22 protein-coding genes and 1 pseudogene are annotated in these 25,007 nt (G+C 38.7%); 18 read left to right on the top strand and 5 right to left on the bottom strand.

Annotated features, from left to right (window positions below; all coding sequences use genetic code 11):
- Positions 1 to 170 precede the first annotated feature (170 nt).
- Positions 171 to 1,154, bottom strand: a complete 984-nt coding sequence (gene guaC, locus ACW2QC_RS15800) for a GMP reductase (RefSeq protein ID WP_457544907.1) — start codon at positions 1,152 to 1,154, stop codon at positions 171 to 173.
- 274 nt (positions 1,155 to 1,428) lie between these two features.
- Between guaC and ACW2QC_RS15795 the strand changes: the two genes are divergently transcribed.
- Together ACW2QC_RS15795 and ACW2QC_RS15790 are read left to right on the top strand one after the other, a co-directional pair.
- Positions 1,429 to 2,349, top strand: a complete 921-nt coding sequence (locus ACW2QC_RS15795; protein ID WP_457544906.1) for a Gfo/Idh/MocA family protein — start codon at positions 1,429 to 1,431, stop codon at positions 2,347 to 2,349.
- 57 nt (positions 2,350 to 2,406) lie between these two features.
- Positions 2,407 to 2,871 (top strand): annotated as a pseudogene (locus ACW2QC_RS15790) (hypothetical protein).
- A gap of 108 nt (positions 2,872 to 2,979) precedes the next feature.
- On the opposite strand, the gene ACW2QC_RS15785 reads toward ACW2QC_RS15790, so the two are convergent.
- Entirely contained in the window at positions 2,980 to 3,456 is a 477-nt protein-coding gene (locus ACW2QC_RS15785; RefSeq protein ID WP_457544905.1) for a DUF6529 family protein, read from the bottom strand.
- A 352-nt stretch (positions 3,457 to 3,808) separates the two neighbouring features.
- Here ACW2QC_RS15785 and ACW2QC_RS15780 point away from each other — a divergent pair, with 352 nt between their 5' ends.
- The gene (locus ACW2QC_RS15780) at positions 3,809 to 5,296 is read left to right on the top strand and encodes a peptide MFS transporter (protein ID WP_457544904.1); all 1,488 of its coding nucleotides are present in this window, start codon (positions 3,809 to 3,811) and stop codon (positions 5,294 to 5,296) included.
- A 130-nt stretch (positions 5,297 to 5,426) separates the two neighbouring features.
- On the opposite strand, the gene ACW2QC_RS15775 is transcribed toward ACW2QC_RS15780, so the two are convergent.
- Entirely contained in the window at positions 5,427 to 7,121 is a 1,695-nt protein-coding gene (locus ACW2QC_RS15775; RefSeq protein ID WP_457544903.1) for a methyl-accepting chemotaxis protein, read from the bottom strand.
- Between the two features lie 513 nt (positions 7,122 to 7,634).
- Between ACW2QC_RS15775 and ACW2QC_RS15770 the strand changes: the two genes are divergently transcribed.
- From ACW2QC_RS15770 to ACW2QC_RS15735, 8 genes are all read left to right on the top strand, one after another.
- Complete coding sequence (locus ACW2QC_RS15770) at positions 7,635 to 8,225, top strand: TetR/AcrR family transcriptional regulator (protein WP_457544902.1); 591 nt, start codon at positions 7,635 to 7,637, stop codon at positions 8,223 to 8,225.
- A gap of 26 nt (positions 8,226 to 8,251) precedes the next feature.
- The gene (locus ACW2QC_RS15765) at positions 8,252 to 9,019 is read left to right on the top strand and encodes a 3-hydroxyacyl-CoA dehydrogenase (RefSeq protein WP_457544901.1); all 768 of its coding nucleotides are present in this window, start codon (positions 8,252 to 8,254) and stop codon (positions 9,017 to 9,019) included.
- 45 nt (positions 9,020 to 9,064) lie between these two features.
- A complete protein-coding gene (locus ACW2QC_RS15760) occupies positions 9,065 to 10,210 on the top strand; it encodes an acyl-CoA dehydrogenase family protein (protein ID WP_457544900.1) in 1,146 nt (381 codons plus the stop codon).
- 18 nt (positions 10,211 to 10,228) lie between these two features.
- A complete protein-coding gene (locus tag ACW2QC_RS15755) occupies positions 10,229 to 10,657 on the top strand; it encodes a MaoC/PaaZ C-terminal domain-containing protein (protein ID WP_457544899.1) in 429 nt (142 codons plus the stop codon).
- Positions 10,658 to 10,700: 43 nt separating this feature from the next.
- Positions 10,701 to 11,852 (top strand): thiolase family protein, encoded by a 1,152-nt coding sequence (locus tag ACW2QC_RS15750; protein ID WP_457544946.1) that lies wholly within the window; start codon positions 10,701 to 10,703, stop codon positions 11,850 to 11,852.
- Positions 11,853 to 11,891: 39 nt separating this feature from the next.
- A complete protein-coding gene (locus ACW2QC_RS15745) occupies positions 11,892 to 13,028 on the top strand; it encodes a CaiB/BaiF CoA transferase family protein (RefSeq protein ID WP_457544898.1) in 1,137 nt (378 codons plus the stop codon).
- Positions 13,029 to 13,137: 109 nt separating this feature from the next.
- The gene (locus tag ACW2QC_RS15740) at positions 13,138 to 14,757 is read left to right on the top strand and encodes a long-chain fatty acid--CoA ligase (protein WP_457544897.1); all 1,620 of its coding nucleotides are present in this window, start codon (positions 13,138 to 13,140) and stop codon (positions 14,755 to 14,757) included.
- 189 nt (positions 14,758 to 14,946) lie between these two features.
- Positions 14,947 to 15,168 (top strand): YppG family protein, encoded by a 222-nt coding sequence (locus tag ACW2QC_RS15735; RefSeq protein WP_457544896.1) that lies wholly within the window; start codon positions 14,947 to 14,949, stop codon positions 15,166 to 15,168.
- A gap of 71 nt (positions 15,169 to 15,239) precedes the next feature.
- On the opposite strand, the gene ACW2QC_RS15730 is transcribed toward ACW2QC_RS15735, so the two are convergent.
- Positions 15,240 to 15,686, bottom strand: coding sequence for an Hsp20/alpha crystallin family protein (locus ACW2QC_RS15730; RefSeq protein WP_457544895.1), 447 nt, complete (start codon positions 15,684 to 15,686; stop codon positions 15,240 to 15,242).
- Positions 15,687 to 15,844: 158 nt separating this feature from the next.
- Here ACW2QC_RS15730 and ACW2QC_RS15725 point away from each other — a divergent pair, with 158 nt between their 5' ends.
- The gene (locus ACW2QC_RS15725) at positions 15,845 to 16,582 is read left to right on the top strand and encodes a YqjF family protein (RefSeq protein WP_457544894.1); all 738 of its coding nucleotides are present in this window, start codon (positions 15,845 to 15,847) and stop codon (positions 16,580 to 16,582) included.
- A 50-nt stretch (positions 16,583 to 16,632) separates the two neighbouring features.
- Here ACW2QC_RS15725 and ACW2QC_RS15720 read toward each other — a convergent pair whose 3' ends face one another.
- Positions 16,633 to 18,219: a peptide chain release factor 3 gene (locus tag ACW2QC_RS15720; protein ID WP_457544893.1), complete on the bottom strand. Its 1,587-nt coding sequence runs from the start codon at positions 18,217 to 18,219 to the stop codon at positions 16,633 to 16,635.
- A gap of 327 nt (positions 18,220 to 18,546) precedes the next feature.
- Here ACW2QC_RS15720 and ACW2QC_RS15715 point away from each other — a divergent pair, with 327 nt between their 5' ends.
- From ACW2QC_RS15715 to sspO, 6 genes are all read left to right on the top strand, one after another.
- On the top strand, positions 18,547 to 20,091 hold the full coding sequence (locus tag ACW2QC_RS15715) for a solute symporter family protein (protein ID WP_457544892.1): 1,545 nt from the start codon (positions 18,547 to 18,549) through the stop codon (positions 20,089 to 20,091).
- A complete protein-coding gene (locus tag ACW2QC_RS15710; protein WP_457544891.1) occupies positions 20,088 to 21,842 on the top strand; it encodes a LytS/YhcK type 5TM receptor domain-containing protein in 1,755 nt (584 codons plus the stop codon). Before ACW2QC_RS15715 ends, ACW2QC_RS15710 begins: the two co-directional genes overlap by 4 nt.
- Positions 21,839 to 22,588 carry a LytR/AlgR family response regulator transcription factor gene (locus ACW2QC_RS15705; protein WP_457544890.1) on the top strand — a complete coding sequence of 250 codons (750 nt, stop codon included), beginning with the start codon at positions 21,839 to 21,841 and terminating at the stop codon, positions 22,586 to 22,588. Before ACW2QC_RS15710 ends, ACW2QC_RS15705 begins: the two co-directional genes overlap by 4 nt.
- 135 nt (positions 22,589 to 22,723) lie before the next feature.
- On the top strand, positions 22,724 to 23,068 hold the full coding sequence (locus ACW2QC_RS15700) for a DUF485 domain-containing protein (protein WP_457544889.1): 345 nt from the start codon (positions 22,724 to 22,726) through the stop codon (positions 23,066 to 23,068).
- Complete coding sequence (locus ACW2QC_RS15695; protein WP_457544888.1) at positions 23,068 to 24,600, top strand: solute symporter family protein; 1,533 nt, start codon at positions 23,068 to 23,070, stop codon at positions 24,598 to 24,600. Before ACW2QC_RS15700 ends, ACW2QC_RS15695 begins: the two co-directional genes overlap by 1 nt.
- 115 nt (positions 24,601 to 24,715) lie before the next feature.
- Positions 24,716 to 24,871 (top strand): small acid-soluble spore protein O, encoded by a 156-nt coding sequence (sspO, locus tag ACW2QC_RS15690; protein ID WP_457544887.1) that lies wholly within the window; start codon positions 24,716 to 24,718, stop codon positions 24,869 to 24,871.
- Positions 24,872 to 25,007 lie beyond the last annotated feature (136 nt).

The raw sequence follows: 25,007 nt of genomic DNA, 5'->3' as shown, positions 1-25,007 counted from the left end.
CTGACCCTCTTAAAGGGGAAGCGATTCATTGCTGACCGAAGATATTACCGTATCTTCGGTCTTTATTATTTTATGACTAATTTATGTTTCTATGTTTATTATAACACGAAAAATTAGTTTGCAAACAAAAAATGTATGAATCTATTGGAAATGTGTTAGTTTCGTATTAATTAATACACCTTATCCCCATTAAAAATTGAATTCTTCACTACAACATAATCGACTGTACGGATTGCTTCCAGTTTGTTTCCGCCCGCATAAGAAATTGAGGATTGTAGATCTTGCTCCATTTCATTCAATGTGTCTTGTAATGGACCTTTATAATCGACCATCATTTTCTTTCCCTCTACATTTTTCTTTTCGCCTTTTTGAAATTCCGAGGCCGAACCAAAGTATTCTTTATAAAGCTTTCCATCTTTTTCAACGGTTTCTCCTGGAGATTCTTCATGACCGGCAAATAAGGAACCAATCATGACCATTGAGGCACCAAAACGAATGGATTTCGCGATATCACCATGTGTACGAATACCACCGTCCGCAATGATCGGCTTGCTTGCGGCTTTGGCACACCATTTTAGGGCAGCTAATTGCCAGCCACCAGTCCCAAATCCAGTTTTAACCTTTGTGATACATACTTTTCCAGGTCCAATACCTACTTTTGTCGCGTCTGCACCAGCATGCTCTAGCTCCCTAACTGCTTCTGGTGTGCCGACATTTCCGGCAATGACAAAGCTATTAGGCAGGTGTTTTTTTATATGCTGGATCATGTTTATCACCGCATTGGAATGACCATGGGCGATGTCAATCGTAATAAATTCTGGTGTGAGCTGTTCATTAGCTAATTGTTGGATGAATTGATACTCTTCCGTTTTCACCCCAACACTTATTGATGCGAATAACCCACGTGCTTGCATATCTTTAACAAAAGCAAATCTTGTTTCGGGTTCAAAGCGGTGCATAACATAAAAATAATCATTTTCTGCTAAGTAAAGCGCTATCTTTTCATCGACAATCGTTTGCATATTTGCCGGTACCACAGGCAGCTTAAATGTATGGCCACCAAATGTTACGGTAGTATCGCATTCTGATCGGCTATTTATCACACATTTTGCTGGAATCAGCTGTATATCTTCGTAATCAAATACATTTTCCATGATTTACACTCCTAAACACGAATATTAAAGTTATGTTTAATTAAATTGTTCGTCTATTGATAATATACCTTAATTAGATTCGCGTGTCAAAGTTTTGGAAATGTGACGACACAGGATAAACATAATTAATCGTTATCTCGTCAATTACAACCTTATAATGGAGGATGGGGTAATGGAAAAAGCGAATATTTGTAAAGGAAAATAGTGCAGTGTATACTAATGAAAAAGTTCAGAGACTCTTTGAATCTATTTTCTGAAGGGGGATTGATTTAACATGAGAAAGCTACGAATTGGGATGGTAGGTTTGGGGGGGATAGCCCAGAAAGCGTATTTACCTGTCCTTACTAAAGAAACTGATTGGACATTTTCTGGTGCATTTTCACCAAGCACCGAGAAAAGGAAACATATTTGTAAGCAATACCGTATTCAGTATTTTGCCAGCTTGTCAGCATTAACGCAACATTGTGATGCGGTTTTTGTACATAGTTCGACAGTTTCCCATTTCGAAGTTGTGTCAGAGCTTTTAACCAATGGAATAGATGTTTATGTTGATAAACCTTTAGCAGCAACCGTTTCAGAGGCTGAAAAATTGGTGAATTTAAGTAAAAGGCATGGAAGAAAGCTGATGGTAGGTTTTAATCGCCGTTTTGCTCCAATGTATGTAGAAGCAAAGGAAAGCGTTAATGATCTAGCTTGGGCTCGATTTGAAAAGCATAGAGTGAACGGAATCGGTGGCAATTCAGCTAGCTATACGATGTTAGATGATTACATTCACTTGGTTGACACGGTTCGTTGGCTGGCGGGCGGAAACGTGCAAGCTATGTATAAGAATATACGAGTCAACAATGAAAACCAGCTCATCTATGCACAACATACATATGAATCCTCACATAAACGATCTTTTAGCACAGCAATGCACCGGAATACAGGTAGTAATTTAGAACAATTGGAACTCTTTGCGGACGGCACCATTTATCGGGTTAAAAACATGCATACGATGGAAGTGGAACAAAATGATACAATGACGATGAAAACACCATCTTCATGGGAAACCATCTTAAAGCTACGAGGATTTGAAGGTGCGATTAGGCACTTTATTCACTGTGTTCAAAATGATATACAGCCTGCTGTTGACGGGTTAGAAGGATTAAAATCGCAATTAATGGTAGAAGAATTGCTTCATGAATTCATTTAGTGTGGAAAAATTTTTAATGAATATAAGGTATGGCGGTTATTGAGGAGGTCATGCAAAATGGACAATATAACACAATCGTATTTTGAAGATCTTCAATTAAAGGAAGGCTTGACCGATCCAGATAACCATACTAGATCAAGAGCTGCACAATTTCTTTCCAGTTTGGCAATTAGTGATCCGTAGAAGCGAATACTAACCGATTTTCCGCAAATTTGGGAGGTAACGAAGGATAAGAAGTTTGTCACCGCCAGACATAGCTTACAATCTATTTGGAAAATAGGACTAGCAGGACCAGAGCAAAAACAGATGGTGATCCATCATTTGGTTGATCGTTTTCACCAGTGTAAAGATGAAAAGAATTATACGCTGATCCGATTTGATATTATCCAAGACTTAAAAAATTTGTATGATGAAGTAAAAGATGAAGAAATAAAACGAACCGCACTAGACTTGATTGAAACAGAAGAAGATAACAAGTACAAGTACAAGAAGAAGTATTTAACGGTATGGAAAAAGAAATAGCGTTTAAATAGCGCGGGGAGCCTTCTAGGTTCTTCGCGCTTTTTAAGGTCAAACACTAAAACGGGGAAGATTAGTCCCGTTGGCATATTATCTTGGTTATCAATGTTTTTATAGCAATAAATGGACAAAAATTAATAAGAACAGAGACATGCCCAAATACAAATGTAACTTCCGCTTTCGTATTGAGGGTCGGAATAAACGCAGCCATCCGGTCGTTACCATACCGATTAAAAGAATCCCAGCTACAGATCCGACTGCCATTTTAGACCAGCCAAGTTGTAAGCCATAGCGATGAATAACAAGTATAGCGTGGATAATAATGATGATGAGTGCAGCCGTACCAGTCCAACGATGATAAGGCACGATTCTTTTGGATAAATTAGCAAGTTTAATTTTGGTTTCACGTTTTGGTGTGTTGCGAATGGTGGAAAAGACCGCATGTCGTGTCCAATTGAATAAGAAAAATAAGAGACCTAGCAGGCCAAGAAAAATATGTAATTGCATACCTGGCAATGGATTGATTCGAATAACTTGCCAAATTGCAGCAATGAACAATAAAAGATTAAGGTAAAACCATTTATTCATGTGATCGCCTCTCAACTGTTTGTATGTAAAAACTTCCTCATTTTACATTGAGTTCGACTCTAAATATAACGCATATTAGCAGTAAATGGAATCTATTCAAACACTGTTAAATCTTTGCTAGTGAATAACTTCCCCTTCTCTGTAAACAATAACTGCTGTCAATTTTAAGAGTTTAAGCTATTATCGTCACTTTTTTCACTATTTTCGCCATAAAAGAATTTTTTCTTAATGCATTGAAATTGAAAAAAGAGAGGGGTATTCTAGTACTATTCTTATTAAACCATTTACCTAAAAATAATAGAATTATCAAATTATTTAGGCAACAAGAGAGATAGAAGAGAGGTTAAAACAGATGAAGAGCAGGAAAGAAGAGATTTTGGAAACCATACCACAGAAAGGTTTTTTTGGCCATCCTCCAGGCCTACTTACTTTGTTCTCCATAGAATTCTGGGAACGTTTCTCCTATTATGGTATGCGTGCTGTACTCTTATTTTACATTTATTATGAAACAACCAAAGGCGGTTTAGGGCTTGATAAAACGACAGCAGCGTCCATTATGTCCATTTATGGAGCAATGGTTTATATGTCGACCATTCTTGGCGGCTGGCTTGCTGACCGTATATTGGGAAGCAGATCAACTATTATATATGGCGGGGTCTTAATTGCGCTCGGTCACTTGGCATTATCGATACCAGGAAGCGTTACTGCGCTGTTTGTTTCAATGGCATTGATTATATTAGGATCAGGTATTTTAAAACCGAATCTGTCTAGCATTGTTGGGGATTTGTATTCTAAGAAAGATTATCGCCGTGATGCTGGTTTTAGTATCTTTTATACAGGGGCGAATGCAGGGGCTTTATTAGCGCCGTTAATTGTTGGTACAATTGGCCAGACATACAATTTCCACCTTGGTTTTGCAATTGCAGCAGTTGGTATGGTAATTGGTTTGATCTGGTATATTATAACGTCACGTAAAACGTTGGGTGAGGCGGGACGTTATGTACCAAATCCAATCAGCCCTGCTGAAAAGGGTAAATTGATACGTTGGTTTTCGTTGGCAGGTATTGCTATTTTACTTATTTTAGGAATTACAATACCAACAGGCGTAATGACAATTAACGTCTTTACTGGAATAATCAGTATTCTTGGTATCATCATTCCTGTTAGCTACTTTTTGGTTATGTATAATAGTAAGAAAACAACAGCGGATGAGAAGTCGCGCTTACTAGCTTATATTCCGCTATTCATTACAGCGATGATGTTCTGGGCGATTCAGGAACAAGGATCGACTATATTTGCGCAAATTGCGGATTCACAGACGAAATTGGATTTTGGCTGGTTGCATATTCAATCAAGCTGGTTCCAATCCATTAATCCATTTTATATCGTATTTTTGGCACCATTGTTTGCAGTAGCATGGACGAAATTAGGGAAGAGACAGCCAACAACCCCAGTTAAATTTGCTATTGGTGTTATTCTAGCCGGACTATCGTTCCTTTTAATGGTAATTCCATTTGTACTCGGAGGCGGACACCAAATTAACCCAATGTGGCTAGTATTGAGCTTTTTAATTGTTACATTAGGTGAATTGTTCTTATCTCCAGTAGGGGCTTCAGCAACAACTAAGCTTGCACCAGCGGCGTTTGCATCACAAACAATGAGTGTTTGGTATTTGTCCAATGCCTCCGCTCAAGCAATAAATGCGCAATTGGTTAAGTATTACAGCATTGATACACAGGTTACCTACTTTATGATTATTGGTACCCTTTCAGTAATTATTGGAATTGTATTATGGGCATTTTCGAAAAAAATACACAAATTTATGCGTGGTGTCGATTGACTAGTACTGAGAGTATAATGATTAATAATAAAAAGCAGCGATCCTGTTAACAGAATCGCTGCTTTTATTATTACATTCAATTAGGCTGATATGGCCCTTGTTTGGACAACCGAAGCTAATTATAGACTAATTAGAACTTAAATTGATGAACCAACGCATTCAAATCTTCGGTTAATTCAGCAAGGTTGATGGAGTTGGTTGCTAATTCTTCCATGGAACTGGTTGTTTGCTGTGTTGATGCTGTTGTTTGTTCAACGCCAGCTGCTGATTCCTCAGCGATTGCGGCGATTTCTTGAATAGAACTATTCATTTGTTCGCTATTCGTAGCCATTTCTGATAAGTTGCTTGTTATCGACTGTATGATTGTTCCCATTTCTGATACGAAAAGACTAATTCCATTAAATGTTTCCTGGGTCGTTTTTAATTGACTTGTTCCTTGTTCAACTTCACTATAACTGCTTTGAAGTGACTCAGTTACCGTACTCGAATTTTGTTGAATACTTATTACAATATTTGTTATTTCCGTTACGGAATTAGATACTTGTTCAGCAAGTTTCCTTACCTCATCGGCCACTACAGCAAAACCTTTTCCATGTTCACCAGCTCGTGCTGCTTCAATGGCTGCATTCAATGCTAGGAGGTTTGTTTGATCAGCAATATCTTTGATAACATCAACCAAATTAGATATTTCTTGAGACTTCTCATCTAGGCTGCTTACCTTAAGTGCTGCATCTTTGACAATATCATCAATTTTTTCCATCTGTATTGTAGAGGATTCCATCAATTTTTCGCCTTCGTTTGTCATTTCCAGAACCTCATTTGATGCTTGTTGGATAACTTCGCCATTATTATTTGTTTCTTGCATTTTTTTCGTGAATACGCTCATCATTGATGCCAGTTCACTTGCATTATTTGCTTGTGTGTCTGAACCAGATGATAATTCCTGCATTGTCGTGGCAACTTGTTCAGATCCGGTTTTCACTTCATTTGCGGATTGGAACAACGCTTCACTCTGCGTGCCAACTGTTTTAGATACATCGTTAATTTTATGTAGTAGCTGATACGTACTTTGTTGCATTTCGTTTGTGGCTATAATAAGCTGACCTGTCTCATCCCTTAAATTTGTCTCCAACGGTTTTGTGTTGAGATCACCGTTTGCAATTCGTTTCATTCGGTTCATCACATTAATGATCGGATCGGTGATAATTCGAACAGTAATTAGTTCTATTGAAATACTAAGCACTGCAATCAAAATGGTCACGACAATTGTTATAATTAACATCGTCTCGCCATTCGATATAATGTTTGCTCCATTTTGGTTTACTAATTCCTCTTTATTAGCTTGTAGTTCTTCCAACTCTAAGGCAATTTCATTTTCAAGCGGTTCAGCTTTGGTAGACATTATTTCCATTGCCTTTTCCTTATTGTCAGTATCATATGTAGCAAAAACATCTGTTAATAATGCTTCCAATTGGTTCTTTTTATCAATCAAATCTTTGCTCTGTCCTGAATCAGTTAATTGAAGTATATCTTCCCAAAGCTTTGTTGATATCTCTTTCTTTTCGTCAAATTGATCCCTGTATTTATTATCTTCATATAGTAAAAATCCGCGAACTAATCCCGTTTGTTGGGACATAGTAGCGTTTAATTTTTCACTAGCCATTAACAGGGGAAGATCATTATTTGCTATTTGATCTATATCTTCATTTGTTTTTCCGATTGAAAGAAAATTATAAATACCTAATAAAAAACTTGTGATAATAACGATGGAAAAGCTGACATAAAGTTTATTTTTTACACTTTTAAAATTCATTATTTTTTCCATTACCATTCACTCTCTTTTCTTTTTGTTTGTATGAATCCGTTTTTCAATATATTTCTTTTCCCTCCCTGAGTTTTGCATCCTTTTGTATATGAAAGCATTCTTATGCAGAACGGATCTGGTTCATAATACCTATATTATTTATCGGGATAAAGGTAAACGTTATGAATATCTTTGATTATATACAAAATATTATGGTTACTTGTTAACGTGTTGCTCGATTCTGTTAAGCTCTCCAGCGCCGATGGTAGTTGGGGCATTGCTCCTGCAAGAGTAGGACGCTGCAAGGCACTAAATAAAGAGCCAGAATATGATGAATCGTATTTCTGGCTCTTTTTCTGTTATTCGAAATACTTATTACTAATAGTGATGCCAATACCGCGTATATCCACTCTACCTGAGATACATAAAACAATTAAGTAGTTAAAGTTTTTAGAAAATTAACTTGACATTTAAAAACTAAACTTTTAGAATTATAAATAAATATAATAGGCTACTTAGAGGAAGTGGGCAATCATGTCTTTAAGAGAAAAGAAAACTGCAAAGAAAAAGGAAGACATTTTGCGGACAGCTATTCGTGTTTTATCGGAGAAAGGGTATCATGGAACAACAATGGAAGAAATAGCATCCAAACTTCTGATGACCAAGGGTTCTGTATATTACTACTTTCATGATAAGCAGGATCTGTTGTATCAAAGCCAGATCATGTTGTTAGAGCGTAGTTTGAAGAATATAGAACAAGTACGCAAGCAGGATTTGCCTGTAATCAAAAAGCTACGAAAAGCCGTGATAGTTCATATTGAATATTTGCTTTCTGAACGATCTGGATTTGAACTAATGATGCAGCCTGAGCATATTTTTACAACTGAACAATTGGAACAAATTCTCCGTCTACGTGACGATTATGGGGAAAATTTCGATCAGTTAATCTTGATAGGTATAGAAGCAAATCTATTCCATACTGTGGACGTGAAAATCGTGAGAAATATTATTTTAGGTGCGATGAACTGGGTGACGCAATGGTATTCGGCTGAGGGAAAAATGAGTGAGACGGAAATTGCCGTATCTATTTCTGATTATCTGTTACGCATCTTGATGAGGAAATAAAATACATATAAATGGGGGATAATCAAATGGAAATTGAAAATAGTGTTGCTATTATTACAGGCGGAGCATCTGGTCTTGGTGAAGCGACTGTAAGGAAGATTGTTTTAAAAGGTGGGAAAGCTGTTATCTTGGACCTAGCAGAGGAAAAAGGTAATCAATTGGCGGAAGAATTAGGTGAAAATGTCTATTTTATCAAATCAAATGTAACAGATGAAACAAGTGTGCAAGCAGCGTTAGATGAAGCTAATATAACGTTTGGAAACATTGATTTACTTGTTAATTGTTCGGGAATTGGCTCGGCGGAAAAGACTTATGGCAACAAAGGAGTACATAATTTATCTGCATTTTCAAAAGTTATTCAGGTTAATTTAATTGGGACATTTAATGTTATTCGTCTTGCAGCGGAAAAAATGGCTGATAATGAACCGAATGATAACGGTGAGCGTGGGGTGATCATTAATACAGCATCAGTTGCTGCGTTTGAGGGACAAGTTGGGCAGGCTGCTTATAGTGCCTCTAAAGGGGGGATTGCAGGGATGACCTTGCCGATTGCTAGGGATCTTTCTACACTGGGAATAAGAGTGATGACAATTGCTCCAGGTTTATTTGAAACACCACTTTTTGCTACATTGCCCGATAAGGCACGAAAAGCTTTAGGAGAAATGACACCGTTTCCATCTAGGTTAGGTTATCCTTCAGAATATGCGCAATTGGTTACAAGCATTCTGGAAAATCCGATGTTAAATGGAGAAATTATTCGGCTTGATGGCGCAATCAGGATGCAACCGAGGTAACGTAGGCTTGTTTTAAATCAGTTGAAAAATATTGGAGTGATTTTGATGGAAAGGTCTTTTTTAGGGGAAGAACATGCTATTTTTCGTCGTTCATTACGAAAATTTCTAGAAAAAGAAGCGATACCGAATTTTGCTCAATGGGAAAAAAATCAACAAGTACCAAGATCCTTTTGGAAAAAGCTAGGAAACGAAGGCTTTTTATGTCCTTGGGCCGATGAGAAGTTTGGGGCTGTTCATGCTGATTTTGGTTATTCAGTTGTAATCAATGAAGAATTTGAGCGGGTAGGCACTGGAATGGTTGGGATTGGTCTCCATAATGATATTGTTATGCCATATATTGATTCATATGGAACAGACGCTCAGAAAGAACGGTGGCTAAAAGGAGCAATTAGTGGTGACTTAGTATCTGCTATTGCTATGACAGAGCCTGGGGCAGGGTCGGACTTGGCAGCAATTAAAACGATTGCTATAAAAGAGGGTGATGACTATATTGTTAATGGAGAAAAGACATTTATAACAAATGGATATACTGCTGATTTAGTTGTCGTAGTCTGTAAAACAGATCCTAAGGCAGAACCCGCACACAAGGGGATCAGTCTTCTAGTTATTGAAGCGGATACACCAGGGTTTACCAAGAATAAAAAACTACAAAAGGTCGGTCAGCATGCAAATGATACGTGTGAACTGGTTTTTGAGGATGTCCGAGTCCCATCAGGCAACTTGTTAGGGGATGAGGGGAGAGGTTTTTATTACTTGATGGAAAAATTGCAACAGGAGCGATTAATGGTTGCTATTCAGAGCATAGCAGCCGTTGAAATCATGCTAGAATTAACGATTGATTATGTAAAACAACGGGAAGCCTTTGGGCGATCGATTAGTAAGTTTCAAAATACGCAATTTAGTCTCGCTGAGATGAAAACGGAAATGCAAATAGGCAGGACATTTGTTGATCGCCTGATTGAGGATCACGTTTCAGGTAATAATGTAGTGACTGAAGTTTCGATGGCAAAATGGTGGACAACTGATCTGGCCAAAAAAGTTGCAGGTGAATGTATGCAATTACATGGAGGCTATGGCTATATGGAGGAATACGAGATTGCTAGAAGATATCGCGATGTGGCGGTTTCATCGATTTATGCAGGCACTAATGAAATTATGAAAGGTATTATTGCTAAAAATATGGGATTGTAAAAACAAAGGAGAAATGAAATGAAATTTGATGCATTTTCTGTAGGAGAACGTTTTTTTACTACTCCAGTTACCGTGACAGAGGAAGATATTATAGAATTCGCAAATAAATATGATCCCCAATATTTCCACATTGATAGGAACGCTGCTAAAGAAAGTCCGTTTGGCTCATTAATTGCATCGGGTTTTCATACATTAGCTGTAGTTTGGTCAGAGTGGATAAAGATGGATGTTCTAGGTAAAGAATGTCTTGGCGGTGTCGGCGCTGATAAAATCAGGTGGAAACAGCCTGTTCTGGCAAATGACCGATTATCAGGTCAATTTACAATCGCCGATAAAAAGAAGTCAACTAATGGAAATAGAGGACTATTAACGATAGATATTGGAATCAGAAATCAAAGGAATGAAGAAGTATTAACCTGTAATACGAGCGTATATGTTGCAGTCTGATAGATTTGCAGAAGATAGAAAATGAATGGAAAGGATGTTTATGATGCGCGAAGCAGTAATCGTGGAGGCGGTTAGAACTCCAGTTGGCAGACGGAATGGGGTTTTAAGTGGTATTCGGGCTGAAGATTTGGCAGCAAAACCATTAAAAGAAGTGGTGAAAAGAGCGGGGATCTCTGCTGGACTTATAGAAGATGTAATTTTTGGCTGTGTGTCACAAGTTGGGGAGCAAGGATTTGACATTGCACGACAAGCTGCACTTATTGCCGATTATCCTGTTGAGGTTCCTGGAACAACAATTGATCGTCAGTGTGGATCGAGTCAACAGGCAGTCCATTTTGCTTCACAAGCAATTATTAGTGGGGATATGGATATTGTAGTTGCTGGTGGGATTGAGAATATGTCACGTGTACCAATGGGATCAAATATGCAAGGTGTGAAACTTAGTGAGGAATTAACAAGCAGATATGAAATTATAAATCAAGGGTTATCAGCAGATCGGATAGCAGATAAATGGGGGTTTAGTCGTGAACAAATGGATGAATTTTCATTGGAAAGTCATGCAAAGGCAGTTGCTGCTCGTAAGGCTGGACATTTTACGAAAGAAATTATGCCACTAGAGGTAACACTTCCAGATGGTACAAAGAAAGTAGTGGAAGATGATGAGGGACCACGAGATAATACAAATCTTGAGAAACTCGGTAGTCTTAAACCAGCATTTAAAGAAGATGGAACTATAACAGCTGGTAACTCCAGTCAAATTAGCGATGGAGCTGTAGCAATCCTAATTATGTCGCGCGAAAAAGCAGAAGAACTTGGATTAAAGCCAAGGTTTCGCATTGTTGCTCGATCTGTTGTTGGTTCAGATCCAACACTCATGCTAACGGGGCCAATCCCTGCAACAGAAAAAGTATTGAAAAAAGCAGGGCTCACAATTGACAACATCGATATATTTGAAGTTAATGAGGCATTTGCTTCAGTACCGCTTGCTTGGCTTGAAGAAACAGGGGCAGATCCGAAAAAATTGAATCCAAATGGTGGGGCAATTGCATTAGGTCATCCGCTTGGTGCAAGTGGTGGTCGTCTAATGGCAACCATGTTATACGAACTAGAAAGAACTGGTGCACGTTATGGATTACAAACAATGTGTGAAGGACATGGAATGGCTAATGCGACAATTATTGAGCGCTTGGATTAGGAGTAAACGTAATATTTCAGCTGCAAAGGAGGAATGAAAATGCCACTAAAATCCATCCGTGTTCTTGATTTAACCCGACTATTACCGGGACCGTATTGCACGATGCTGCTTGCAGATTTTGGTGCAGAGGTTATTAAAGTGGAGGATCCAAAGATGGGGGATTATGCGCGAGCGTATGAACCTAAGTTAGATGAGGACAGCACTCTCTTTCATTCGCTTAACCGAAATAAAAAGAGCGTGTGTTTGAATTTAAAGTCGGACGAAGGGAAAGCAGATTTTTTAAGAATGGTTGAAAAAGCGGATATTGTAGTGGAATCATTCCGTCCGGGGGTGATGGAACGGCTTGGTCTTAATTACGAAGCGTTAAAAAAACTAAACCCTAAATTGGTTTATTGTGCGGTAACGGGTTTTGGACAAACAGGGCCGTACGCAAAACAACCTGGCCATGACCTCAATTACCTAAGTTATGCTGGTTTACTTCATCTAATGGGAGAGAAAGACGGAAAACCGGTTATTCCCGCTACACAAATAGCTGATATTGGTGGTGGGGCTTTCCCGGCTGTTGTTGGTATTTTACTTGCACTATTTGAAAGAGAAAAATCGGACACTGGACAGTTTGTTGATATTTCCATGATGGATGGCGTGATCTCATGGTTACAAACAGTACTTCCTAATTATTTAATGAAAAATGAAACACCAAAACGAGGCGAGCAACTATTAGATGGGGGACGGGCTTGCTATGCAGTTTACGAAACCAAGGATAACCGTTTCATTTCTGTCGGGGCTTTGGAACCAAAGTTTTGGAAAGCTTTTTGCCAGACAATCAATAGAGAAGATTTTATTCCTTTGTTGGATGCACCATTACATGAGCAGTATCGATTAAAATATGAAATTCAAACCATTATAATGGAAAAAACGCTCACTGAATGGATTGCTGCTTTTTCGAATGTCGAGGCTTGTGTTTCCCCCGTCTTGGACTTTGAGGAGATGATGAATGATCCTCAGGTATTGGCCCGTGACATGATCCAGACAGTGAACCATAATTCGTTGGGGGCTGTAAAACAAATTGGAATTCCAATTAAACTATCAAAGACACCTGGTGAAATTCGCACAATGGCCCCGAAGCTTGGCGAGCATACAGCAGAAATGAAGGGGGAGATGGGAATTTTAAAATAACGAATGATGAATAGTTCATGCCTTTTATCACCATACATTTGGAACCGACTTCGTGAAGAACGCAAAGCTGAGAGATGTTGTTTAATAAAAATGAGAGGGGAAATTTGTGATGATGAACACGCCGTTAACGTTAGTGTCTTTGGTTGAACGTGCTGAAAGGTATTTTCCTAAGAAACAAATTATCTCTAGAACAATGAAAGGGGTACAGCGCTTCACTTATCAAGAAATGGGGAAAAGGACTAGATCACTATCGAGTGCATTAGAATCACTTGGCGTCAAAAAAGGGGATAGAGTGGGAACATTTGCATGGAATCATCACCGGCATTTAGAAGCCTATTTTGCCATTCCATCCATGGGTGCCGTACTGCATACCATCAATATTCGACTTTCAGCAGAACATCTTCGTTACATTATTAATCATGCTGAAGATAAAGTGTTACTAGTAGATGCTGATTTGCTGCCACTGATTGAGAATATAAAGGATGAATTGACAACGGTAGAAGCCATTATTGTGATGACGGATGAGGAAACACTGCCCAAGTCGGATCTTGCACCGCTTTATTCCTATGAAAATCTAATCGCTAAGGTAGATGAAACGTATCAATTTTCAAACGATATTGCTGAAGAAGATCCAGCCGGTTTGTGCTATACATCAGGCACTACAGGAAAGCCAAAAGGGGTAGTCTATTCTCATCGGGGCCTCGTTTTACACAGTATGGCATTGAGTCTTACGGATACGGCGGGAGTCTCTGAAGCGGATGTTTGTCTACCGGTTGTGCCAATGTTCCATGCGAATGCTTGGGGTATGCCTTTTGCTGCAACATGGTTAGGCTCGACACAAGTTCTACCAGGACCATCACCTACACCGAAAATACTTGCCCAATTAATTGAATCGGAAAAAGTGACGTTAACAGCTGGCGTACCGACTATTTGGCTTGGTTTACTGAATGAACTGGAGCAAAATAATTATCAGACGGACAGTTTGCGTGCTGTCCTTTGTGGTGGAGCGGCAGCACCATCAGGAATGATACGAACGTTTGAAACAAAATATGGTATCCCGTTTATTCACGCATATGGCATGACTGAAACAACACCGCTCGTTATTCTTTCTAGATTAAAAAGCTATCAAACAAATTTACCGGAAGAGGAAAAACTAGCATTGCGTTCAAAACAAGGAACGGTTGTACCAGGAATTGACATAAAAGTCGTCAATGAAAATGGAGAAGCAAAACATGATGGAAAAGATATGGGGGAATTGCTTATTCGCGGTCCCTGGATTGCAGATGAATATTATAAAGACGACCGAAGCAAAGAGGCATTTCGTAATGGATGGCTCTATACGGGAGATGTTGTAACGATTGATGAAGAAGGTTTCATTAAAATTGTTGACCGAACGAAGGATTTAATTAAAAGTGGTGGTGAATGGATTTCTTCCGTTGATTTAGAAAATGCCTTGATGGCACATGAAGCCGTATTCGAAGCAGCGGTTGTATCTATTCCACATCCAAAATGGCAAGAGCGACCTGTGGCTTGTGTTGTCTTAAAAAGCAGCTATCGTGATACAGTTTCTAAAGAAGATATTTTTAGCTTTTTGGAACCTCAGTTTGCAAAATGGTGGTTACCAGATGAGGTTCTTTTCATGGAAGAAATACCAAAAACATCAGTCGGTAAATTTTTAAAAACTGCATTGAGGGAACAAGTGAAAAACGATATGGCGGCACAATCATAATGGTGTGATTCTAGTAGGGGGTGTTTTCTAAAGCACCTCTTTTTTATGTGTAAAAAGAAGGGAATCGTTCATAAGATAATTGGAATTGAATCCCGAATTAAAAATGTAAAATGCGGGACAGTTATCTTTTCGTTATTAGCAGCTTTTGAATAGAATATAATAGCTCTTGATATGGGAGGTGTTATCGTTATGTTTCCTGGAGGACCGAGACGACCAATGCCCAGAAATCCATTGCTCCCGCCACCAAGACAAATGCAACGGAAGCAGGCACCGAATAGGCAGAATTTAATAGCAATGTTTCAAACAGCTGACGGAAATTTGGATATAGAAAAAATTTCATCTACGGCTAGGCAAATAAATGATGTTTATAAGCAGGTAAGTCCAATGGTTGCTAAATTTATCAAAAAGTAGGATGGGACTTGTCCAATAATTAATAAAAGCTGGTTTCCTATTTAGGATTGCCAGCTTTTAAATAATTTTGTTTAGTCGTCGATATCGATAAATTTTCTACTCTCATTCAATTTGGGAACGGTGATTTTTAAGATTCCATTATTTAATGTTGCTTTCGTATCCTTTTCGGAAATCGTAAATGGTAGTGTAACGAGGCGTTCAGCTCGCCTAAAAGATTCCTCTTTGTTATCATATGTCTTCTTGTCATTTTGTGCTTCAAGACTGGCAGTGTCTTCAGCGGAAATACGAATTTGGTTTCCAATAATCTCTAAGTGAATTTGCTCCCTTTTGTAACCAGGTAATTCTGCTTCAATGACAACTGTGGATTTTGTTTCATAGGTGTTTATGCGAATTGACTTTTTAAACAGAGAGTTAAAATTTTTAATGGAATCGTTAAAAAAAGAATCCATTTGCTCCAATAAGTGATTAACCTGTGGCCTTTGTGTCCGTCTCGATTCACTATCTCTATTTGCAGCCACTTTCTTTCACTCCTCCCATACTAAAAATTATACTATTAAACTATGCGCAAATAAAAAAAGTGTAGTGGGCGGAAATATAATTATTGTGGCATAAAGATTCAGTAATCGTGCACTTTAATAAATGAAGCAGTAAAGGCGAGTTTACAAGGAGAAAGAAGATGTATAAAGATATATTGAAAAGTACCCGTCATCGTGAATATCCAATGCCACAAGGTCCTTGGGTCATGATGCAAAAATGGGAGCATATGCTATTTTTAAATTGGCCTGTAACAAAGCATGTAATGGAAGCGCAACTCCCTCCAGGTCTGGAGCTGGATACGTATGATGGTGATGCATGGATCAGCGTTATTCCATTTAAGGTGAGTAAAATGCGCCTTAGGAAAATGCCGAAACCCCCATATTTTGGATCCTTTTTAGAATTGAATGTTCGAACATATGTGAAACGAGATGGTATTCGCGGTGTCTATTTTTTCGGCTTGGATGCAAGTAAATTGTTCACGGTACTTGGCGCAAGGATGGCAACATTGCCGTATTTTTATGGATCGATGGCAATGAAACAAATCGAAGGATCGTATCACTTTTATAGTAAGCGTCAGGGAAAAGAACCTGCCAATTTCAGAGGAAGCTATAAGCCAATGGATGACCTGTTTATTCCAGATGAAGGTAGTATTCCACATTGGTTACTTGAGCGGTATTATCTGTGGACGTATCGGAATGGTTCATTGTATCGAGGGGCAATTCATCATAAAAAATGGGAAGTCCAGAACGCAAAAGTCAATCTAGATGAACAATCCTATACATCCTTTTTACCTGATAACTCTATCGGTTCGGAACCTTTAATGTATTATGCTCCATCAAAAGTAGCCCTGAATTGGCTAATAAAAAAAGACGACTAGCGTAAAAAAACGCAGCCAAATAGTTATTGGCTGCGTTTTTTAATGAAAAATTAATACGTCTGATCATACTTGTTTTCTTCAAACAAATCGATTAATTCAACATCGGGATTCTTATCCTGGAATAACCTAAGTGAAAAATCGTTTTTAAATAAAACAACGAAATTCCCTTCTCGATCCAGCGTAAGCAAACTCCGCTCATCAAAGATTGATTCATCTATCTTGTCAGTTTTTAACCAACGAGGGATTCGCTCTCCGATTGACTCAAACATCACTTCTGCATTGTATTCATTTTGCATTCGGTATTGGAACACTTCATATTGCAGTTCGCCGACAGCACCAAGAATGTTGGCTTCTGAGCGATGACCTTTATATAATTGGATTGCCCCTTCTTGGACAAGCTGTTCGATCCCTTTTTTGAATTGTTTGGCTTTCATGACGTTTTTCGCTGTTACCTTTTTAAATAGTTCTGGTGGGAATTGTGGTAACTCATCATATTCAAAATTCCCTTTTCCTTCTATCAATGTATCACCAATTCGATAGGCATTTGGGTCATAAATACCGATGATATCTCCTGCATACGCTTCTTCCACAGTATCTCTTGCTGATGCAACAAACTGCTGTGATTGAGATAGCTTAACCGGTTTGTCTGTTCTCGCCAATTTTACTGTCATTCCGCGCTCAAATTTGCCGGAGCATACACGGATAAACGCAACCCGATCGCGATGAGCAGGATTCATGTTGGCTTGAATCTTGAAAATAAATCCGGAAAATTCCGGGTTGTCAGGTGAAATGACACCATCCGTTGTTTTCCTTGGGGCTGGCGCTGGTGCCATCGAAATGAACGTATCGAAAAATGTTTGTATTCCAAATGGGGCCAGGGCACTACCAAAAAATACAGGTGTTTGTTTTCCGGCTAAAACGGAGTCTAATGAAAACTGATCTCCTGCCTCATCCAACAAAGAAAGCTCATCTGCAGCTGTTTGATATGCTGCCTGAGAGACTAATTTCTGATGTTCCGGATTTTCTAAATCACCGTATGGAATATAAGTTTCTTCCTCGTTTCCGTTGTAACTGACAAATTGCTCATCATGACGATCAAAAATACCCAAAAATCGTTTACCCATTCCTACCGGCCAATTCATTGGATATGTTTCAATATCTAAAACTTGCTCGATTTCTTCCAGCAAGTCAAAGGGTTCTCTTCCTTCGCGATCTAATTTATTGATGAACGTGAAAATAGGGATACCACGCATGCGGCACACTTTAAATAATTTAATTGTTTGCGCCTCGATACCTTTTGTTGCATCAATGATCATGACAACACTGTCCACCGCAGTTAACGTGCGATACGTGTCTTCACTAAAATCTTCGTGACCAGGTGTATCAAGAATATTAACTTCGTAGTCATCGTAGGGAAAATTCATAACACTTGATGTAATTGAAATTCCACGTTGTTTTTCTAGTTCCATCCAGTCTGATGTAGCGAATTTACCAGATTTTTTCCCTTTTACCGTTCCGGCTGAGCGGATTAAATTTCCGTATAGTAATAATTTTTCAGTTAGGGTTGTTTTACCCGCATCAGGGTGCGAGATAATTGCAAAGGTTCTTCGTTTATTAACTTCATCATGTAGACTCATAAAAAATCCCTTCCATTTTCAAAATTTAATACCTACCTCGTTCGCAAGCGTACAATCGGGGATTTTTAATTTTACATCGGAATAATTCTCCTTTTTGAACTTGTTTACTAATAAAAAATGCATAATAAATCATGTCTAAGTTTGTGCTCGATTAATTATAATACCATCAAAAGATAGCATGAGTAAGGTCTCAAAGTCAATGCAGAGTGACTTTTGCAATAACCTTTACTTATTCTTTGTATTCCTATACTATTTATGATAAGAGAAAATAGTGAATTTTCTATTTTTAGTGATAGTATGCTGTAGAAAGAATCTGGTGGTGAATGGATGAACATAACATATTTCTTATTTTTTCTCTGTATTATTGTTTGTACACTAATTATTACGTATTGGGCGGCTAGAAGAAGTAAAACGGCCAATCAATTTTATATCGCAGAGGGAAGTTTAACAGGTATTCAAAATGGCATGGCGATCGCAGGGGATTATATTAGTGCAGCTTCTTTCTTAGGCATTGTTGGTACAGTTTCGATCAATGGGTATGATGGATTTTTATATGCTATCGGTTTCTTAGTTTCCTATTTAATTGTGCTGTTTTTTATCGCTGAACCTGTTCACCATTTGGGAAAATATTCACTCGGAGATGTGATTTGTTCGCGTTTTCCTAGTTATAACATGCGCTGGGTGATGGCGATCGGGGCGTTTGTCATTTCTATTCTTTATATTATTCCGCAATTAGTAGCTGCAGGCCTTTTAATACGATTGTTGCTAGATATTAATTATTCAACCTCTGTCATCGTTATTGGCGGTTTAATGACGGTTTATGTTGTATTTGGTGGCATGTTCGCAGCGTCATGGGTGCAAATTGTAAAAACAGTCGTCCTCATGTCAGGTACGTTTCTACTTTCCTTAATTGTGTTTTCTCGTTTTGATTGGAATGTTTCTGAGTTGGTTGCCCACGTAAAATTAGGAACCCCTTTAGGTGAGCAATTTTTTTTACCTGGAAATTTATTCGAAAGTCCACTGGAAACAATCTCTTTGAATTTGACGTTAATGCTTGGTACAGCAGGTTTACCACATATTTTGATTCGATTTTATACGGTTAAAAACGCAGTGGAGGTGAGGCGATCTATCGTAAGTGCGAGCTGGATTATTGGCATATTTTATCTGATTACACTTGTTTTAGGGCTAGGAGCTGTGGCAATGGTTGGGTTTGAGAAGTTAGTTGCACTTGATTCAACAGGGAATTTGGCTGCACCATTACTGGCGGAAAAATTGGGTGGTGATTTTTTAATGGCCTTTATAGCCGCGATTGCCTTTACAACAATTGTTGCTGTTGTTGCTGGTTTAGTGATTTCAGCTACGACCGCGTTCGCATATGATATCTACTATCATATTATGAAAAAGGGACGTACGACAGAAAAAGAGCAATTACGTGCTGCACAAGTGACGGCCTTTATCATCGGCCTCATTTCAACGCTATTTGCACTAGGGTTAAAGAATATTAATGTTACATTCCTTGTTTCGTTAACATTTCTTGTCGCTGCATCCAGTAATCTACCTGTTTTGTTGTTTACAATCTATTGGAAGCGATTTAACCAAACAGGTGCGATCACCGGAATGATTTGTGGATTAATGGCTTCTTTAACGCTTCTATTGTTTGGACCACATATTATGAATCCAGATGGTGGCTGGATTGCAAGAGAGCCGCTTTTCCTATTACATAACCCAGGAATAATTGCTATCCCGCTTGGTTTTTTAGGTGCATATCTCGGAACTATTATGTCAAACAAGCGACAGAAAAATATGGATGCATTTTATCAATTCTACCTCAGAGCACATGGTGGAATAGATTCAAGGAGAGATAACTTGTGACGGATTTGACAATCATTCTGTTTGAACGTCTGGGATTACTGTTGGTTATCGCTTTCGTACTTACACGTATACCGGGATTCCGATCATTGCTTTATCGTGAATTTAGTTGGAAAATGACACTTATCCATGCATGTATGTTTGGTCTTTTTGGGATTGCTGGCACCATAACTGGGGTTGTGATCGAAGGTGATTTCGTCATTCATCATACATTTGTCTGGTCTGTTGGTGCCGGAGAGATGGTTGTGAGTTCCAGTCTCGTTGCGATTGTAATTGCCGGATTATTGGGAGGCCCCATTGTTGGACTCGGGGCTGGATTAATTGCCGGGACACATCTATTCTTTCTTGGCGGTACCGGATTTCTAGCTAATAGCCTAGTAAATCCGTTAACAGGGTTGCTAGCAGGATTAACCGCTCGTTTCTTTTCCCAAGAAAGGGTTATCTCACCAATGAAGGCGTTGTTTATCGGAATCTTTCCACCGATTTTGCAAATGCATCTCCTGCTAATTTTTAATGCACAACCAGATTTCATGATCCAGATTGTGAATACGATTGGTCTACCCCTTGTATTATCGAACAGCATTGCAATTGCCATTTTTACAGCGATGATCGGTATCGTGTTACGTGAGCAGGAAGACGAAGCAGCACTGGCGACGAAACAAGCATTGACGATTGCCGAGGAGGCACTACCATTTTTAAAAAAAGATGCTCCACATGACATGGCTAGGGGCATTGCCAGATTGCTTTACGATCGGTTGACATTAGCTGCCGTTTCAGTGACAGATAAACAGACTGTACTTTCGCATATTGGGTTAGGTGCAGATCACCATCGGGAGGGGGATAAAACCATCACATTGTTGTCACAACAAGCATTTGCCACAAAACAAATGCAAGTGGCTTATTCACGTTCAGAAATACAATGTAAAAATAGGAACTGTCCATTGGAAGCAGCGATCATTATTCCGCTGGTCGATACCAATGATGCAATAGGACTCATTAAATTATACTTTCGTAAGGCACAACATATCCGTCCAGTTGAGCTTATGTTAGCAAATGGACTTGGACAGCTATTATCCCAGCAACTAAAAACAATTTCGGCTGACACATTAAAAATACATATGCGTGATGCGGAATTAAGGAATTTACAGGCTCAGATTAATCCTCATTTCCTTTTTAACACGCTTCATTTAATTGCAGCATTATTTCGCAAAGACCCTGATCGAGCACGTCACATCACAATAAAATTAGCACAGTACATGCGATTTAATCTCAAATTGGTTTCAACATCACTCGTAAACTTGGAAAAAGAATGTGAACATGTGGAAGCTTACATCGAGATAATTCAAGCGCGATTTGCCAGCCGCTTACAGATTGATTTTTCCCAACCAGAAGATCTTACACACGTATTTATTCCACCATCAACGATTCAACCACTTGTTGAGAACAGTATCCAACATGGTTTGCGACAGGTTACAAAAGGAGGAGTGGTCGAAGTTATTATCCGAAAGCTAAACAAATCCATACGCATAACAGTTCGAGACAATGGTTGCGGATTCCCTGAGGATATTATCAAACGGGTGGGGCATATGACACTGACCAGTAATCAAGATGGTGGGACGGGGCTATACAATGTTAACCAACGATTAATTCGTTTACTAGGTGAAACGGCATGTTTACATGTTCGTAATTTATCCGCTGGAAGTGAAGTGTATATTGATATTCCAGATAAAAATGAAAGGGAGGTAATTAGATGAAAATCCACGCTTTGATCGCTGAGGATGAAGCATTGGCACGGGAAGAGTTAGTTTATTTACTGGAAAAAGAACAGGATGTCATTGTCTGTCCAAGTGCGGAAACAGGTGAAGAATTAATCGAATTATACATGAAACACGAGCCAGACATTATATTTCTTGATGTTCATATGCCTGGGATGCCCGGAGTGGAGGCTGCTAAAAAAATAACAGAGCTAGCATACATTCATCCACCATTATTTATTTTTACGACAGCATATGACGAATATGCGGTGGATGCGTTTGAGATAGAAGCGGTTGATTACATGTTAAAGCCTTATGATACAACGCGTTTTCAAAAAGCAATGGCACGTGCACGTAAACGATTGCCAGATACTAAGAGGAGCCAATCGTTACAAAATCATGACTCTCCTTCTACAGCAAAATTACTTGTTGATGATGGGGAGCGGATGGTGGTTTTGTCGCCGGAATCGATTTACTATGCGGTCCCGTTTAACCGGATGTTGGAGATTCATACGGATCATAATGTGATCGAAAGCCGTATGACATTACAGGAGCTGGAAAAGAAGTTACAAGGATTTTCGTTTTTTCGGACACATCGCAGCTATCTGGTGAACTTAAATCACGTTCAGGCGATCACACCATGGTTTAATGGTACGAGTAATGTAACTCTTAAAGATAGAAATCAAACAACAATACCTGTTAGTCGAGCTGCGAGGAAAGTTCTATTTGACCTATTTGAAAGCTAACGGTTGATGATTAGATTTTGACTATTCAAACATCAATCGTAACCATTGACCCAAAAATACAACTCCTGTCATGAAACATCATATATACTCTTTGGTAAGCGCTTTCAAAATAATAAAAATAAGGGAGGATACTTTATGAGTGTAGAAAAAGCGGAGCGAAACGAGGAGAAAGAGATTGATTTTGTTCAAGTAGCAAACAGTAAGCAGTTCAAAACGTACATGCATAATCGAAAGAAGTTCATTGTGCCATTAACTATTTTTTTCCTGATATTTTACTTCTTACTGCCGATTTTAACATCTTATACAAACTTCCTAAATACACCAGCAATTGGTGATGTTTCATGGGTTTGGCTGTTTGCATTTGCGCAATTTATAATGACTTGGGTTCTGTGTACGATTTATGTAAAAAAGGCAGCCTCCTTTGATGAGCAAGCAAATCAAATCATTGAAGACCAGATTAAAAATGGAGGGGATGCCTAATGGATGCAACGGTTGTAATTCTTTTTTTAATTATCGTTATGATAACACTTGTAATTACGTATTATGCAGCGAAACAAACACAGACAACTGGTGATTTTTATACAGCAGGAGGCGGATTAACTGGATGGCAAAATGGGATTGCGATTGCTGGTGATTATTTATCGGCAGCTTCCTTCCTTGGAATAGCTGGAGCAATTGCCCTCTATGGGTTTGATGGGTTCTTTTATAGTATTGGTTTTCTAATTGCCTATTTAGTTGTGTTATTTTTAGTAGCTGAACCGCTGAGAAACCTTGGGAAGTATACACTTGCAGATATGATTAATTCCCGGTTTGACGCCAAAAAAGTTAGAGGAACAGCTGCGCTTAGTACGATCACGATTGTAACATTTTATATGATTGCACAGCTTGTTGGAGCAGGAGCACTTATTCAGTTGTTGTTTGATATTGATTATTGGATTGCTGTATTAATTGTTGGTGTGATGATGACCATATATGTACTGTTCGGGGGAATGATTGCAACTAGTTGGGTGCAAATTGTCAAAGCTGTCCTCCTGATGGCCGGGATGGTTATTATATCGTTTCTTGTTTTATTAAAATTCAACTTTAATATTGGAGAAATGTTTAGTAATGTTAAAACGGTTACAAGCCATGGTGCTGATTATTTAAAACCAGGCTTGAAATATACTGAACCATTGGGGACTATTTCGTTAATGATTGCCTTAGTACTTGGAACGTCTGGTTTACCACACATTCTGATGCGCTTTTTCACGGTTAAAGATGCGAAAACAGCAAGAAGTTCTGTCATTACGGCAACATGGACAATCGGTATTTTCTATGTGTTAACATTATTCCTTGGGTTTGGTGCAGCTGCATTTGTAGGGGAAACGAACATTCTTGCGGCGAATCCAGGTGGTAATATGGCAGCACCACTACTGGCAAAAGCGCTAGGTGGAGATATTCTTTTTGCCTTTATCTCTGCAGTTGCCTTTGCGACTATTCTGGCGGTTGTAGCAGGACTCGTATTATCCGGAGCATCGGCATTTGCCCATGATTTGTATGGTCAAATTTTTAAAAAGGGGAAGGCTTCAGACAAAGAACAAATGCTGGCAGCACGCTATGCTTCTTTAGCAGTATCAATTTTTGCAATTATTTTGGCTTTATTCGCGCAAAATTTGAATGTAGCATTCCTCGTTTCCCTTGCCTTTTGTATTGCAGCAAGTGCCAATTTACCGGTTATTCTTTATACCGTTTATTGGAAAAAGTTTAATACTACAGGGGCCGTTACAGCAATGCTATGTGGATTAATCTCCGCTCTCGTTCTTGTATCATTAAGTCCAAGTGTTTTCTCACCGGTTGAAGGTGCAGCATTGTTTGTGGGAGATCCGATTTTCCCATTAACTAACCCGGCATTAATCTCCGTTCCACTAGGATTCCTTGGAGGGTATATTGGTACGAAACTGTCTAAGGAAACAGATGATGTACGATATGCTGAAGTAAAGGTGAAAGCAAATACAGGATATCGGGAAATTTGAGGGAGAGGCGGCTGTTTATCAGTCGCTTTTTCTGTTTTGGGATGAATAGTGTTTTCGAGACAATACATACAAATTATTCTATTTGGCAGAATAGTTTATATGGAGGTGCTTTTTGATGAGCAATAGAAACAAGCAAAAAGTAAATAGTAACGTAAGCGATGAACAGGCTGTAAGGAAGAAATTATCGAGAGATTTTGATCATGAATTCGCGAATGAACCCCTTACGGATAACGAAAAATACAACAATAAAAAGACAAAAAAGCGGCAATAAGTTTTAATGGGGATTATGGAGGAATAATGTAGAGACCACCATGCAAATCTTTCTTAGAAATCCGATGGTCAAGAAGATCATCGGATTTTTTCGTTTCACTTGATTACATGAAAAAATCTTTTATTACACTTTTGAT

This window comes from Virgibacillus sp. FSP13, assembly GCF_054048505.1.
Note: the sequence above shows the minus strand (reverse complement) of the source record. Positions and strands in the feature narration are given on the sequence as shown.

Bases quoted from the DNA above. Each gene is read 5' to 3' on its own strand.
- ACW2QC_RS15755 (WP_457544899.1), top strand. From the start codon at position 10,229: ATGAAATTTGATGCATTTTCTGTAGGAGAACGTTTTTTTACTACTCCA.
- ACW2QC_RS15715 (WP_457544892.1), top strand. From the start codon at position 18,547: ATGAACATAACATATTTCTTATTTTTTCTCTGTATTATTGTTTGTACA.
- ACW2QC_RS15795 (WP_457544906.1), top strand. From the start codon at position 1,429: ATGAGAAAGCTACGAATTGGGATGGTAGGTTTGGGGGGGATAGCCCAG.
- ACW2QC_RS15700 (WP_457544889.1), top strand. From the start codon at position 22,724: ATGAGTGTAGAAAAAGCGGAGCGAAACGAGGAGAAAGAGATTGATTTT.
- ACW2QC_RS15750 (WP_457544946.1), top strand. From the start codon at position 10,701: ATGCGCGAAGCAGTAATCGTGGAGGCGGTTAGAACTCCAGTTGGCAGA.
- ACW2QC_RS15765 (WP_457544901.1), top strand. From the start codon at position 8,252: ATGGAAATTGAAAATAGTGTTGCTATTATTACAGGCGGAGCATCTGGT.
- ACW2QC_RS15745 (WP_457544898.1), top strand. From the start codon at position 11,892: ATGCCACTAAAATCCATCCGTGTTCTTGATTTAACCCGACTATTACCG.
- sspO (WP_457544887.1), top strand. From the start codon at position 24,716: ATGAGCAATAGAAACAAGCAAAAAGTAAATAGTAACGTAAGCGATGAA.
- ACW2QC_RS15735 (WP_457544896.1), top strand. From the start codon at position 14,947: ATGTTTCCTGGAGGACCGAGACGACCAATGCCCAGAAATCCATTGCTC.
- ACW2QC_RS15775 (WP_457544903.1), bottom strand. From the start codon at position 7,121: ATGGAAAAAATAATGAATTTTAAAAGTGTAAAAAATAAACTTTATGTC.
- ACW2QC_RS15740 (WP_457544897.1), top strand. From the start codon at position 13,138: ATGATGAACACGCCGTTAACGTTAGTGTCTTTGGTTGAACGTGCTGAA.
- guaC (WP_457544907.1), bottom strand. From the start codon at position 1,154: ATGGAAAATGTATTTGATTACGAAGATATACAGCTGATTCCAGCAAAA.
- ACW2QC_RS15720 (WP_457544893.1), bottom strand. From the start codon at position 18,219: ATGAGTCTACATGATGAAGTTAATAAACGAAGAACCTTTGCAATTATC.
- ACW2QC_RS15760 (WP_457544900.1), top strand. From the start codon at position 9,065: ATGGAAAGGTCTTTTTTAGGGGAAGAACATGCTATTTTTCGTCGTTCA.
- ACW2QC_RS15725 (WP_457544894.1), top strand. From the start codon at position 15,845: ATGTATAAAGATATATTGAAAAGTACCCGTCATCGTGAATATCCAATG.
- ACW2QC_RS15785 (WP_457544905.1), bottom strand. From the start codon at position 3,456: ATGAATAAATGGTTTTACCTTAATCTTTTATTGTTCATTGCTGCAATT.
- ACW2QC_RS15705 (WP_457544890.1), top strand. From the start codon at position 21,839: ATGAAAATCCACGCTTTGATCGCTGAGGATGAAGCATTGGCACGGGAA.
- ACW2QC_RS15695 (WP_457544888.1), top strand. From the start codon at position 23,068: ATGGATGCAACGGTTGTAATTCTTTTTTTAATTATCGTTATGATAACA.
- ACW2QC_RS15780 (WP_457544904.1), top strand. From the start codon at position 3,809: ATGAAGAGCAGGAAAGAAGAGATTTTGGAAACCATACCACAGAAAGGT.
- ACW2QC_RS15770 (WP_457544902.1), top strand. From the start codon at position 7,635: ATGTCTTTAAGAGAAAAGAAAACTGCAAAGAAAAAGGAAGACATTTTG.